Annotated in this window: 14 protein-coding genes; 6 read left to right on the top strand and 8 right to left on the bottom strand. The window is 72.8% G+C overall.

What is annotated here, in order from left to right; translation table 11 throughout:
* Positions 1 to 35: 35 nt before the first annotated feature.
* From ACY34K_RS00505 to ACY34K_RS00480, 6 genes are all read right to left on the bottom strand, one after another.
* Complete coding sequence (locus ACY34K_RS00505) at positions 36 to 479, bottom strand: hypothetical protein (RefSeq protein WP_462741708.1); 444 nt, start codon at positions 477 to 479, stop codon at positions 36 to 38.
* An 89-nt stretch (positions 480 to 568) separates the two neighbouring features.
* Positions 569 to 2,026 (bottom strand): peptidoglycan D,D-transpeptidase FtsI family protein, encoded by a 1,458-nt coding sequence (locus tag ACY34K_RS00500; RefSeq protein ID WP_462741705.1) that lies wholly within the window; start codon positions 2,024 to 2,026, stop codon positions 569 to 571.
* Positions 2,027 to 2,091: 65 nt separating this feature from the next.
* Complete coding sequence (locus tag ACY34K_RS00495; protein WP_462742708.1) at positions 2,092 to 2,742, bottom strand: response regulator transcription factor; 651 nt, start codon at positions 2,740 to 2,742, stop codon at positions 2,092 to 2,094.
* Positions 2,743 to 2,756: 14 nt separating this feature from the next.
* Positions 2,757 to 4,013, bottom strand: coding sequence for a sensor histidine kinase (locus tag ACY34K_RS00490; RefSeq protein WP_462741702.1), 1,257 nt, complete (start codon positions 4,011 to 4,013; stop codon positions 2,757 to 2,759).
* Positions 4,010 to 5,035, bottom strand: a complete 1,026-nt coding sequence (locus ACY34K_RS00485) for a hypothetical protein (protein WP_462741699.1) — start codon at positions 5,033 to 5,035, stop codon at positions 4,010 to 4,012. The genes ACY34K_RS00490 and ACY34K_RS00485 overlap by 4 nt, the downstream gene beginning before the upstream one ends.
* Before the next feature lie 120 nt (positions 5,036 to 5,155).
* Positions 5,156 to 5,923 carry an IclR family transcriptional regulator gene (locus ACY34K_RS00480; protein WP_462741696.1) on the bottom strand — a complete coding sequence of 256 codons (768 nt, stop codon included), beginning with the start codon at positions 5,921 to 5,923 and terminating at the stop codon, positions 5,156 to 5,158.
* A gap of 635 nt (positions 5,924 to 6,558) precedes the next feature.
* Between ACY34K_RS00480 and ACY34K_RS00475 the strand changes: the two genes are divergently transcribed.
* A complete protein-coding gene (locus tag ACY34K_RS00475; protein ID WP_462741693.1) occupies positions 6,559 to 7,623 on the top strand; it encodes a class I SAM-dependent methyltransferase in 1,065 nt (354 codons plus the stop codon).
* A 67-nt stretch (positions 7,624 to 7,690) separates the two neighbouring features.
* The gene (locus ACY34K_RS00470) at positions 7,691 to 7,903 is read left to right on the top strand and encodes a hypothetical protein (protein WP_462741691.1); all 213 of its coding nucleotides are present in this window, start codon (positions 7,691 to 7,693) and stop codon (positions 7,901 to 7,903) included.
* Between the two features lie 63 nt (positions 7,904 to 7,966).
* On the opposite strand, the gene ACY34K_RS00465 is transcribed toward ACY34K_RS00470, so the two are convergent.
* Positions 7,967 to 8,551 (bottom strand): dihydrofolate reductase family protein, encoded by a 585-nt coding sequence (locus ACY34K_RS00465; protein ID WP_462741688.1) that lies wholly within the window; start codon positions 8,549 to 8,551, stop codon positions 7,967 to 7,969.
* Between the two features lie 129 nt (positions 8,552 to 8,680).
* Here ACY34K_RS00465 and ACY34K_RS00460 point away from each other — a divergent pair, with 129 nt between their 5' ends.
* From ACY34K_RS00460 to ACY34K_RS00445, 4 genes are all read left to right on the top strand, one after another.
* Entirely contained in the window at positions 8,681 to 9,046 is a 366-nt protein-coding gene (locus tag ACY34K_RS00460; protein WP_462741686.1) for a hypothetical protein, read from the top strand.
* Positions 9,043 to 9,294, top strand: coding sequence for an EF-hand domain-containing protein (locus tag ACY34K_RS00455; RefSeq protein ID WP_462741683.1), 252 nt, complete (start codon positions 9,043 to 9,045; stop codon positions 9,292 to 9,294). Before ACY34K_RS00460 ends, ACY34K_RS00455 begins: the two co-directional genes overlap by 4 nt.
* 178 nt (positions 9,295 to 9,472) lie before the next feature.
* Positions 9,473 to 10,198, top strand: a complete 726-nt coding sequence (locus tag ACY34K_RS00450) for a DsbA family oxidoreductase (RefSeq protein WP_462741680.1) — start codon at positions 9,473 to 9,475, stop codon at positions 10,196 to 10,198.
* Between the two features lie 31 nt (positions 10,199 to 10,229).
* Positions 10,230 to 11,279, top strand: a complete 1,050-nt coding sequence (locus ACY34K_RS00445; protein ID WP_462741678.1) for an aminotransferase class V-fold PLP-dependent enzyme — start codon at positions 10,230 to 10,232, stop codon at positions 11,277 to 11,279.
* Here the strand turns inward: ACY34K_RS00445 and ACY34K_RS00440 are convergent.
* Complete coding sequence (locus ACY34K_RS00440) at positions 11,228 to 11,779, bottom strand: MarR family winged helix-turn-helix transcriptional regulator (protein WP_462741675.1); 552 nt, start codon at positions 11,777 to 11,779, stop codon at positions 11,228 to 11,230. The two genes, ACY34K_RS00445 and ACY34K_RS00440, sit on opposite strands and share 52 nt — an antisense overlap.
* Positions 11,780 to 11,813 lie beyond the last annotated feature (34 nt).

The raw sequence follows: 11,813 nt of genomic DNA, 5'->3' as shown, positions 1-11,813 counted from the left end.
GGACTGAGGAGGGCCGTGAGGATCGGGCACCTGCCCTATTCCTGGCCGCTGAGCCGCTCCGCCGCCCTACGCCGCCCCTCGTGGCGCAGCGCCAGCCCCGTGACGAGCGCGCCCAGGCCCTCCCACAGGCCGACGCCCAGGAACCCGGCCGGAGCGCGCCCGGAGAGCACCGCGCCCGTGAACACCACACAGGTCAGCAGCCGGAACGGCACCGTCCAGCGGAAGAAGGCCTTCCAGTCGGCCAGGGCCGCGAGCACGTAGTAGACACCCATGTTGACCGCGGCCATCGAGGACGCCGTCAGGAACACCAGGGTGTGATCCCCCTCCGCGCGCCCGGCACCCGGTACGGGCCCGAAGCCCATGAGCGTGAGCAGCGCGTCCGGGTCGATCAGGCCGACCGCGCCGACTGCCGTGGCGAGCAGTCCGAAGACGGCTATGGTCCAGCCGGACAGGGAACGGGGGCGGGGCAGCGGCCGCACGGGTCAGTCCTCCATACGCAGCGGATGATCGCCCCTGCATACCGTGCGCCGCCGCGGCCCCGCCCACCGGGGGCCTCCTGCCGCCCTGTTCAGCGGGACGGTTTCAGCGCCGCCGCCATCATCTTCTGTGCCACCGGCGCCGCCAGGCCGTTGCCGCTGACCTCGGCCCGCCGGGCGTTCGAGTCCTCGACGAGCACGGCGACGGCGACCTCCTCGCCGGTCGCCGCGTCCTTGGCGTACGACGTGAACCAGGCGTACGGCTTCTCGCTGTTGTCCACGCCGCGCTGCGCCGTACCCGTCTTGCCGCCGACCTCCGCGCCCCGCACGGCGGCGTTGCTGCCGGTGCCGTCCTCGACGACGGTGACCATCGCGCTGCGCAACTGCTCGGCGGTGGCGGAGGAGACGATCCTCGTGCCGTCCTCGTCGCCGGGCTTCTCCAGTGTGTTGCCGTCGGCGTCCACCACCTCGGACACCATGTGCGGCGGTGACAGCACCCCGTCATTGGCGATGGCCGCCGAGACCATGGCCATCTGCAGCGGGGTCGCCGTCACGTCGAACTGGCCGATGCCGGTCAGCGCCGTGCCGGGCTTGTCCATGTCCTTCGGGTAGACGCTCGCGTAGGCCCGCACCGGCACGTCCCGCTCGGCGTCGTTGAAGCCGAACTTCTCCGCCGTCGCCCTGACCTTGTCCTGCCCGAGGTCGACCGCCAGTTTCGCGAAGACGTTGTTGCAGGAGTACTGCAGGGCCGTGCGCAGGGAGGCGTTCTCGCACGGCGCGGACGGGTTCTCGTTCTCCAGGACCGTCCGCGTGCCCGGCAGGGTGTACGGGTCGGGGCTGCGCGTCGCGGAGTCGACCGAGTCGTACAGCCCGTCCTCCAGCGCCGCCGCCGCGACGACCAGCTTGAAGGTCGAACCGGGCGCCACCGGCTGCCGGATCGCCCGGTTCACCAGCGGCTTGTCCTCGTCGGTGTTCAGCTTCCGCCAGGCGGCGCCGTCCGCCGAGCCGGCGATCGCCGACGGATCGTACGACGGGGTGCTGACCATGCCGAGGATCTTCCCGGACTTCGGGTCGATCGCGACGGCCGCGCCCTTCGTGTCGCCCAGCGCCTCGAACCCGGCCTTCTGCACCGCCGGGTCGATCGTCGTCAGGACGTCACCGGGCTCGCCCTGCTTGCCGGTGAGCGCGTCGAACGGGTTCTTCAGCCGGGGGTCGGTCCCGTCCAGCACCTTGGAGTAGATGCCCTCCAGCTGGTTGGAGCCGTACGCCTGCGAGCCGAACCCGGTGACCGCGGCGTACAGCTCGCCCTCGGTGTAGGTCCGCCGGTACGCGAGGTCACCGCTCACCGTCCGCTTGGATCCGGTGACCGGCGAACCGGCCACGATGATGTCCCCGAGCGGCCGGGCGTACTGCGCCATGACGTTCCGCCGGTTGTGCTTGTCGTCCGCGAGCGCCTTGGCCTGGTACGCCTGCACCCAGGTCGCCCGGACCAGCAGGGCGAGGACCAGCAGCAGGGAGAAGACCGCGGCTCTTCTGATCGTCTTGTTCATCCCGCACACAAGGACGAGCGACCGCCGAGGCCGGGTTCCGTTACGCCCCGTTTCTCAGGAAACGTTCATCCGCTGGGTGTGATGAACCCCGATTCGTACGCCGCTATCACCGCCTGGGTGCGGTCCCGGGCCCCCGTCTTGGCCAGCACCGCCGCCACATGGGTCTTCGCCGTCGCCGGGCCGACCTCCAGCCGGCCGGCGATCTCCGCGTTCGTCAGGCCCGTCGCCATCAGCCGCAGCACCTCCGCCTCCCGGTCGGTCAGCCGCCCCACCCAGGCCGGGACGGGCGCCGCCCGCCGGTGCCCGTACTCCGCGGCCAGGCCCCGCACGGCCGCCGGGAACAGCAGCGAGTCGCTGCGCGCCACCAGCCGCACCGCCCCGACCAGATCCTCGGCGGCCGCCCGCTTCAGCAGGAACCCGGCCGCGCCGGCACGCAGCGCGTCGTACACATAGCTGTCGTTCTCGAAGGTCGTCACCACCACGATGCGCGGCGGCCCGGGCATCGACGCGAGGAGCTGCTCGGTGGCCCGGATGCCGTCGATCTCCGGCATCCGCACATCCATCAGGACCACGTCGGGGCGCAGCTCGCGCACCACGGACACCGCCTCGGCTCCCGTCGACGCCTCCCCGATCACCTCCAGGTCGGGCTCGGCGTCCAGGATCACACGGAGCGCGGTACGCACCATCAGCTCGTCGTCCGCGAGGACGACGCGGATCGGCCGGTCCGCGTTCACCGGGCACCGCCCGTCGTCCGCGGCAGGCGGACGGCGAGCCGCCACATCCCGTCCACCGGGCCGGCCAGCGCGGTCCCGCCCAGCAGCCGGGCCCGCTCGTTTATGCCGCGCAGGCCGAGGCCGCCACCGGGGCGGACCACCGCCGGAGCGGCGGGCAGCGGATTCTCCATGGTGATCTCCAACTCCTCCTGGTGCAGTGCGATCCGCACCGACAGCGGTTCTCCGGCCGCGTGCCGGACCGCGTTCGTCAGGCCTTCCTGGACGATCCGGTACGCCTCCCGCGACACCGGCCCGGTCACGTCGCCGGGCTCCCCGCCCTCGACGCTCAGGGACACCCTCAGCCCGGCCGTCCCCGCGAGCAGCCCGTCCAGCGCGTCGAGACCGGGCCCGGGCAGCTCGCCGTCGTCCTCACCCTGCCGCAACAGCCCGATGACCGAGTCGAGTTCGCCGACGGTGCGGCGCGTGGTCTCCTCGATCGCCGCGAGCGCCTGCCGAACGAACCCGGGGTCGCTGTCCAGGACCTTGCGGGCGGCGCTCGCCTGAAGCGTGACGGCGCTCAGCGCATGGCCGACCGAGTCGTGCAACTCCCGGGCCAGCCGGTTGCGTACGGCCAGTTCCGCGGCCCTCCGCTCGGCCGCCGCGAGCCGGTCCTCGGGCGACGGACCCAGCAGCAGTGGAGCCTGCCGGGCCAGCAGCGCGCCGGCGGCGGCGGCGACGGCCGAGAGCGCCAGCAGCAGCACGAGGCCGAGGGGCACACCGCCGTAGACCAACCAGGCGCTGTCCAGCGACCACGCGCGGCTGACCTCGGCCTCGCGCAGCGAACGCGAGAACGGCAGCATCATCAGCATGACGGCGAACGGCGGCAGGGCCAGGCTCGCCCCGCTGACCAGACCACCCACTCCGACATGCAGGGTGAACCAGGCCGCGGTGCGGGCCTTGGCCGCGCGCGTCCGCGCCGGGCTGTCCGCGAACAGCTCGGCCGGCACCCCGCACAGCGTCCGCACCACCGACACCGACATGGGCCGGGCGAGCGGGAAGAGCGCGACGACGGCGGCGAGCGGCAGGGCGATCGCGTACGCGCCGAACTGCACGGCCACCGAGTTCGACAGGACGCCGCCCTCGGAGCCCACGACCAGCGCCATGGCCACCGAGCCCACCATCCAGAACGGCATCAACAGCGCGCCACCCAGGATGAGATGGGCCCAGCGCAGCCGGGCCCGGCGGCCCAGCACCGCCACCAGCAGAGCCTTCACGCGGCGCGCCGCCGCAGGAAGGCCGCGACACAGACGGCCAGTATCGTCCCCGTGATCATTTCCCCAGCGTAGGTCAGGGTCATGACCACCGTGGGCGCGGTGTCGGGATCGGTCTGCGGCAGCAGCGCCGCCAGCGCCATCCAGCCGCCCCAGCAGCCCACCGTGGCGGACCCGAGCCAGGCGGCCGCCAGGGGCGCCTTCACCGGCAGCGAGCGCCACGGCCGGAACACCAGCAACAGCACGCCGGCCGCCGCGGCCAGCGCGTAGCAGACCTGCAGCCCTTCCAGGACGGGGTAGCCACCGGTGCGCCCGGCGATCCGGGACGGGGAGAGCCCCCACGTCGAGCCGGCCGCCCACATCGCGTGCACCACGGCCGGTGCCAGCAGGAGCGCCGACGCGGTCACGGCGGCGACCCGCCGGAGCCTTCCGGCCGGCTCGACGCCGCAGAGCCGGCCCTGCCACACATGCCCCCAGCGGTCCCGGGCATACAGCACGAACAGGGTGCCGAGCGTGAGGCCCTGCACGATGAACCCGCCGTAGACGACGCCGAAGACCCAGTCGTCGAGGAAGGGCTTCTCGCCGGCGCCGATTCCCTCGCCGCCTCCGCCGGCCAGTGAGGTGATCGTCTGGAGCGGGAAGCCGATCATGATCGGTGCGAGCAGTCCGGTCGCCGCCCACATCGGCACGGCGAGCAGCCAGGCCCTCACCCGTATCCCCCAGCGCTGCGTGAGCAGCAGTGCCAGTACGACGACGGCCGCGTCCATCAGGATGGTCACGCTGTTGACCGCGGCCATCAACGCCCGGTCCTCCAGCAGCGGACTGCCCGCGGGGATGCCGACACGGCTGCCCGCGACCCAGGCGACCTTGAGCCCCACGTAGGGGACGCACGCGACGGCGGCCAGGACGCGCAGCACCCGGCGTGCCCTGCCGGGCGGCTGCCAGGCGGGCGTGACGGATGCGGCGGTCGTGGCGGGCGGCACGGGCGCGGCCGGGACGGGACGGGCGAGCGGTGTCGGTGTCATGCCTCCACGCTGCCGTTCGCGGGGTCCCTTCCACCTCCTGCCGGGAGACGAACCCACTCCGCCACGCGGCGGAGAAGCGATCCACCCGGTGGGGGCCCGCCGGGTGGGGGCCGCCGCCGCTCAGAGCCTCCGGGTGGCCAGCGTCAGGCGGTCGCGGGCGTCGAACAGCGCGTCCTTGATCAGCTGTTCATGGGCCGGAGTGAGCCGGGCGACCGGGACCGAGCAGCTGATCGCGTCGCGCGCCGGCGTGCGGTAGGGGATGGCGATGCCGAAGCAGCGCAGGCCCAGGGTGTTCTCCTCGCGGTCCACGGCATAGCCCTGCTCGCGCACGGCGTGCAGTTCCTCGATGAGCCTCTCGCGGTCCGTGATGGTGTGCTCGGTCAGCGCCGGAAGCGTCTCCGGGAGCATCTTGCGCACCTGCTCGTCGCTGTGGGTGGCCAGCAGCGCCTTGCCGAGCGCGGTGGAGTGGGCGGGCAGCCGGCGGCCGACGCGGGTGAACGGCCGCAGGTAGTGCTGGGACTGGCGGGTGGCGAGGTAGACCACGTTGGTGCCGTCGAGGCGGGCGAGGTGGATGGTCTCGGTGGTGTCGTCGGAGAGCCGGTCCAGCGCGGGCCGGGCGGCCGCCACGACCTCGTCCCCGTCGATGTACGAGGTCCCCACGAGCAGGGCGCGGACCCCGATGCCGTACCGCGTGCCGGTGGCGTCGGTCTCCACCCAGCCGAGCTCCACCAGTGTCCGCAGCAGCATGTAGAGGCTGGACTTCGGGTACCCGACCGCTTCCTGCACGGCGGCCAGGGAGTGCATGCCGGGGCGGCCCGCGAAGTACTCGAGCAGTTCCACCGTGCGCACCGCGGACTTGACGTGCGCTCCGGATTCGGCAGCTGACATGCGCCCTCGCCCCTCCTGTGACACGGGAACGCCCGTGAACAACGTCCAGCTCATTCATCATCAGGAACGCTGTTCAGAATACCGAACGGCCGTGGGGGAGGAACAGCGGCCGGAGTCCGCAAGGACGGCGGCGCGGTGTCAGCGGCCCAATTCTGGAGTGTGGACTCCCGCACCGGGAAGCCGGGGTGCGCCGGAGGCCGCGGTCGATGACGCCGACGGTGTCGTACGCCCCCGCGGCCCGCCCTCCGCGTGCCGGCCCGCCCTCCGCGTGCCGGCCCGCGGCGCGCTGCCCTCGCCCTTCCTCCGGACTGTCGCCGAACGGCGCGGGCCGGCGAGCGTGCCGAGCCGATCGGGGCCCGACTCGCCGGGTCGGCGACCCTCGGCGCGGGCCGGTTCCCCGCGACAGGTCCCGCTTTCGAGCGCGAGTACGGCACGGTACGGCCCGGGCCGGTACCGCAGGCCGGCCTGACCCGCGGCGGGGCACCAGGGGCAGGGCGGCCCGACCCGGCGGCGCGGCCACCAGGGGCACGAACCGCCTCACCGTCACCGGTTCGCGGGACCCCTCTCCTGTCGGCGTACCGTGAGCAGAAAGGGGCAGATCATCCCCTTTCTTCTCATTAACCCCTGGAGGGACCATGGCATCGGAGCCCCCGCCCCCACGGCAGCAGGCGTTCGCCGACCTCATGGTCGATGTGCTCAACAAGGGCTCGCTCGCCGTCCTCATCAGCGTCGGGCACCAGACCGGCCTCTTCGACACACTGAGCAGGCTGCCGCCCTCGACCAGCGCCGACATCGCCGGGGCGGCGGATCTCGACGAGCGCTATGTGCGCGAGTGGCTCGGCGGCATGGTGGTGGGCGGGGTCGTGGAGTACGAACCGGTCGGAGCCCGCTACGCGCTGCCGCCCGAGCACGCCGCCTCGCTCACCACCGCCGCGGGCCCCGACAACCTCGCCGGGATGATGCCCTACATCGGTCTCATGGGTGAGGTCGAACAGCGGGTGATCACCGCCTTCCGGGAGGGCGGCGGCGTCCCCTACAGCGCCTATCCGCGCTTCCAGGCCCTCATGGCGAAGGAATCCGCGCGCGTCTTCGACGCCGCGCTCGTCGACCTGATCGTCCCCCTGGTCCCCGGGCTGACGGAGCGCCTCCGGGACGGCATCGACGTCCTGGACGTCGGCACCGGTCAGGGCCACGCCCCCGTCGTCCTCGCCCGGGCCTTCCCGCGCAGCCGCTTCCACGGCCTGGACCGCTCGGAACCGGGTATCGAGGCGGGCCGCGCGGAGGCCGCACGGCTCTCCCTGGACAACGTCCGGCTCACGGTCGCCGACTCGACGGAGATCACCGGCAGCTACGACCTGATCACCGCGTTCGACGTCATCCACGACCTGGCCCGGCCGCAGCAGACCCTCACGGCCGTCGCCGACGCGCTCCGCGACGACGGTGTCTTCCTCATGGTGGACATCGCGGCGTCGAGCAGGCTGGAGGAGAACATCGGGCACCCGTTCGGACCCTCGCTGTTCGGCTTCTCCGTCTTCTACTGCATGACCACGTCGCTGAGCACCGGCGGCGCGGGACTCGGCACGGCCTGGGGCGAACAGACCGCCCGCCGCATGCTGGCGGAAGCGGGCTTCACCCAGGTCGACGTCCGGTCGATCGAGGGGGATCCGCTCAACAGCTATTACGTCGCACGCAAGTCCTGACAGGGCCGGGAGAGGGGTGCGTCGCGGCCGAGGGTGACCCCTGGCCGCCCCGGCCGTTGAGGAGAGCATGAAGAAACGAACCATGGCCGCCTTCGCCTCCCTCGCCACCGGTGTGGTCACCGCCCTCATCACTCCCGCCCAGGCCGAGGCTGCAGCGGGCCCCAAGCTGCCCGAGCTTCCCGTCCTGGGCTCCATCAGCACCCTGGACTCCGACCTCAACACCGGCGGGGGCAGCGCCCCGGCGAGCAAGAAAGCCCACAGCACCAAGCACCGCGGCTGACCCCGCGCCCTCCGCGCAGCCCCACCGCGACGGCCCGCCGACCCACACCGGCGGGCCGTCCCGTCAACTGTGAGCGGTGCGGCCGTCGCGGGGACGCTCGTACCGGAGCATGACGACCCCGTTGCCGAAGGCCCGGGTGGCGGCGAGCCGCAGGGCGGTCCTGCCGTCCCGGACCGGGAAAAGGGGATGGCCCCGCCCGATCAGCACCGGGTGGACGAAGACGCGGTACTCGTCGATCAGATCATGCTCCATGAACACCCCGGCGAGAGCGGCCCCACCGAGCCCCAGGTCCCCGCCGGGCCGGTCCTTGAGCGCCATGACCTCGTCGACGGTGACGTCCCGGACGATCGTGGTGTTCCAGTCCGCCCGCTCCAGCGTCCTGGAGTAGACGATCTTCGGAATGTCCCGCCAGATCCCGGCGAACTCCGCCATGGTTTCCGAGACGGTCGGGTCGGCGTCGGCGGTCGGCCAGAACCCGGCCATGAGCTCGTAGGTGACACGGCCGGAGAGCAGGGCGCCCAACGCCCGGATCTCGTCGTTGAAGTACTGGTGCAGCTCGTCGTCGACCAGGTGCCAGTCGATCTCGTGGTCCGGGCCCTCGAAGTAGCCGTCGAGGGACACCGACATGAACAGGATGATCTTTCGCATCGGCACCAGGACACCACAGCACGGGCGTACGAGGACGCAGGGCGCGCGGGGAACCATGAGTACGGCGGCAGCACGGGATGAGTACCTTGCCGCATGCCCGGCCGGGGCCGGCGTTGATCGAATGGGCGCATGATCTCCGAAGGGCGCAAGATTCCCGAGGTACCGCGCCGCCCGCGACTGGCGCAGGTCACCACCACCGGCACGGCGCTGGCCGGGGTGCTGCTCCCGCTGGTGGCCGGCGTCCTGCTGGCCAAGGCGATGGCCGCGGACCCGATGACCCCGGTGAACGCGCTGATCACCAGCGGTGGCCAGCGTGCCCGCATCACCCCGTCCGAGTTGCGCGGGTGCCGGAAGCGCCTCGTCGCCCGGGGTACGCGCCTGCGCGACAGCCGGTTGCGGACCGGCCGCCTGCGGGACGGCCTGCGGACCGGCCGCGTGCGGGCCGGGCATAGGCTGGCAGCGCCACCGGCCCCAGGGGAAAGGACCACGCCATGAGCGAGAAGGCCCGGAAACTGTTCGACGCGCTCGACCTCGACCACGACGGCGTCCTCACCCGTTTCGAGGTGATCTCCGCCCTCCGCGCGAAGGGCCCGTCCCTCGCGGCGAACGGGGACCTGCCCTTCTGGGCCGTGGGCGACGCGGACGCCTCCGCGGCGCTCTTCGACGCCGCCGACCAGAACGGCGACCAGGTCCTCACCTTCGAGGAATTCGCCACCCTCGTCGACCGGCGCTTCGGCTGGTAGCCGCCGCGATCGCGGCACCCGGGGCTCTCCGGGGGGAACCGTTACCCCCCTCACACGCCCGCGGTCCGCGGAATGCGGAATCGCTCCCTCGCGTTGAGGTGCGGGCGGAGGAGGCCTCCGCACCGTAGCCCGGCCCCTGGAGCCGCGCGCGGCTCACGACCGGGAGAAACGAAGACACATGCGCGTCGAGATCTGGAGCGACATCGCCTGCCCGTGGTGCTACATCGGCAAGGCCCGCTTCGAGAAGGGGCTCGCGGCGTTCGCGCACCACGAGGAGGTCGAGGTCGTGCACCGGTCCTTCGAGCTCGACCCCGACCGGGCCAAGGGGGACATCGCGCCGGTGATCGACATGCTGGCGGAGAAGTACGGGCGCACCCGCGAGGAGGCGCGGGCCATGGAGGAGCACGTCGCCTCCAACGCGCGGGCCGAGGGCCTGGGGTACCGGACCGAGGGGCGGGAGCACGGGAGCACGTTCGACATCCACCGGCTGCTGCACCTGGCCAAGGCGCGTGGCCGGCAGGACGAACTGCTGACCCTGGCCTACCGGGCGAACTTCGCCGAGGAGCGGTCGGTCTTCGACAGCGAGGTGCTCGTGCGGCTCGGTGTGGAGGCCGGGCTGGCCGAGGACGAGGTGCGGAGCGTGCTCGCCGACGAGGAGGCGTACGCCGAGGACGTGCGCGCCGATGAGCGCGAGGCCGCCGGGCTCGGCGCGACCGGGGTTCCGTTCTTCGTGCTCGACCGGCGCTACGGCGTCTCGGGCGGACAGCCCGCCGAGGTCTTCACACAGGCACTGGAACAGGCCTGGCAGGGACGCGCGATCCCGCCCGTGGACGCCGGCGCACCGGCCGGCGGGGCCTCGTGCGACGCGGACGGCGACTGCGCCGTGCACGCCGGGCGTCATTGACGGGCTGGTGCACCGAAGTCAGGGTGTGGCCATGGAGATCCCTCTCGGAGGCGCCGAGTTCGCGCCCGCGCAGACGTATTTGAACACCTCTACCTGTGGGTTGCTGCCCCGCCGGACCGTCGGGGCCGTCAAGGAGCTGGCGGAGGCGACGGCCGCGGGCCGTCCGGACGGCGCCGGGAGCTTCGAGGCCGTCACCGCCGCGCGGGCCGCGTTCGCCCGGCTGGTCGGGGTGCACGAGGACCGGGTCGCCGTCGGCGGCACGGTCTCCGTCCATGTCGGGCTGATCGCGAACTCCCTGCCGCCGGGCGCCGAAGTGCTCTGCGCCGAGGGCGACTTCAGCTCAGTCATCACACCGTTCACCGTCCGTGGCGACCTCAAGGTGCGGTACGTGCCGCTGGATGAGCTCGCGGGCGCCGTACGGCCGGGGACGGCGCTCGTCGCCTTCTCGGCCGTGCAGTCCGCGGACGGCCGGGTCGCCGATCTGGCGGCGGTGCGCACGGCCGCCGCCGCGCACGGCGCCCGGACGCTGCTGGACGCCACGCAGGCGGTGGGGTGGCTGCCGCTGGACGCCGGCGCGTACGACTACACCGTCACGGGTGGCTTCAAGTACCTGATGTGCCCCCGCGGCGCGTCCTTCCTCACGGTGGGGGAGGAGGCCCAGGAGTCACTCGTGCCCGTCCACGCCGGCTGGATGGCGGCCGACGATCTGGACGCGGGCCCGTACGGCCCCGTCGAACGGCTCGCGGCCTCCGCGCGCAGGTTCGACGAGCCGCCGGCCTTCCTGGCGTACCACGGGGCCGAACAGTCCCTGGCGCTGCTGGAGGAGATCGGCGTCGAGGCGGTGCACGTCCACAACACCGCGCTGGCCGCCCGCTTCCGCGCGGGGCTGGCCGGCCTCGGTCACGAGACCGTGCCGGGCGACTCGGCGATCGTCGCCGTGCCCGGCCTCGGCGGGCGGAAGCGGGAACTCGCCGACGCGGGTGTCATCGTCTCCGCCCGTGCGGGCAACCTCCGGGTGTCCTTCCACCTCTACAACACGGCCGCCGACGTCGAGCGGGCGCTGGACGTGCTCGGCGGCTGAGGGCAGGCCGCAGCCTCGCCGCAGAGGCCGGCCTCGACCTTGCCGAGCAGCCGGGCCAGGGTCGCCCGCTCCTCCGGGTCCAGGCCGGCCAGGGTGTGCTCCTCGAGGCCGGCCCAGGCGTTCGCCACCTCGGTGTGGAGGGCGCAGCTGGCGGGGGTCGCCTCGACGAGCACCGCGCGCCGGTCGGCCGGATCGGGGGAGCGGCGCACGTACCCCGACTGCTCCAGGCGCTGAAGCATCTTGGTCACCGTCGACGGATCCAGATCCACGGCCTTGATCAGCTCGGACTGGCGCACCGGCCCGGCGTCCCAGAGCCACATCATCAGGTACTCCTGGCCGGGGTAGAGCCCCGCGGCCTTGAGGAACTTGCCCGCCGCGATGCGGTGCAGCCGGGCGACCCGCGCGATGCTGTGGCTGACCGGGCCGCCGCGCGCCGCGGAGGGCAGTTTCTCGGGCGTGCAGAAGGGCTCTGCCCCGGTCTCGGAGCGGTGGGCGGGCATCGGGAACTCCTCGGGGTCGGCTGCGCACCACCAT

Source organism: Streptomyces sp. STAM6 (assembly GCF_054963715.1).
This window is presented reverse-complemented; position numbering and strand designations above follow the sequence as displayed.

Bases quoted from the DNA above. Each gene is read 5' to 3' on its own strand.
- ACY34K_RS00440 (WP_462741675.1), bottom strand. From the start codon at position 11,779: ATGCCCGCCCACCGCTCCGAGACCGGGGCAGAGCCCTTCTGCACGCCC.
- ACY34K_RS00465 (WP_462741688.1), bottom strand. From the start codon at position 8,551: ATGCGAAAGATCATCCTGTTCATGTCGGTGTCCCTCGACGGCTACTTC.
- ACY34K_RS00480 (WP_462741696.1), bottom strand. From the start codon at position 5,923: ATGTCAGCTGCCGAATCCGGAGCGCACGTCAAGTCCGCGGTGCGCACG.
- ACY34K_RS00470 (WP_462741691.1), top strand. From the start codon at position 7,691: ATGAAGAAACGAACCATGGCCGCCTTCGCCTCCCTCGCCACCGGTGTG.
- ACY34K_RS00500 (WP_462741705.1), bottom strand. From the start codon at position 2,026: ATGAACAAGACGATCAGAAGAGCCGCGGTCTTCTCCCTGCTGCTGGTC.
- ACY34K_RS00485 (WP_462741699.1), bottom strand. From the start codon at position 5,035: ATGACACCGACACCGCTCGCCCGTCCCGTCCCGGCCGCGCCCGTGCCG.
- ACY34K_RS00450 (WP_462741680.1), top strand. From the start codon at position 9,473: ATGCGCGTCGAGATCTGGAGCGACATCGCCTGCCCGTGGTGCTACATC.
- ACY34K_RS00455 (WP_462741683.1), top strand. From the start codon at position 9,043: ATGAGCGAGAAGGCCCGGAAACTGTTCGACGCGCTCGACCTCGACCAC.
- ACY34K_RS00460 (WP_462741686.1), top strand. From the start codon at position 8,681: ATGATCTCCGAAGGGCGCAAGATTCCCGAGGTACCGCGCCGCCCGCGA.
- ACY34K_RS00475 (WP_462741693.1), top strand. From the start codon at position 6,559: ATGGCATCGGAGCCCCCGCCCCCACGGCAGCAGGCGTTCGCCGACCTC.
- ACY34K_RS00445 (WP_462741678.1), top strand. From the start codon at position 10,230: ATGGAGATCCCTCTCGGAGGCGCCGAGTTCGCGCCCGCGCAGACGTAT.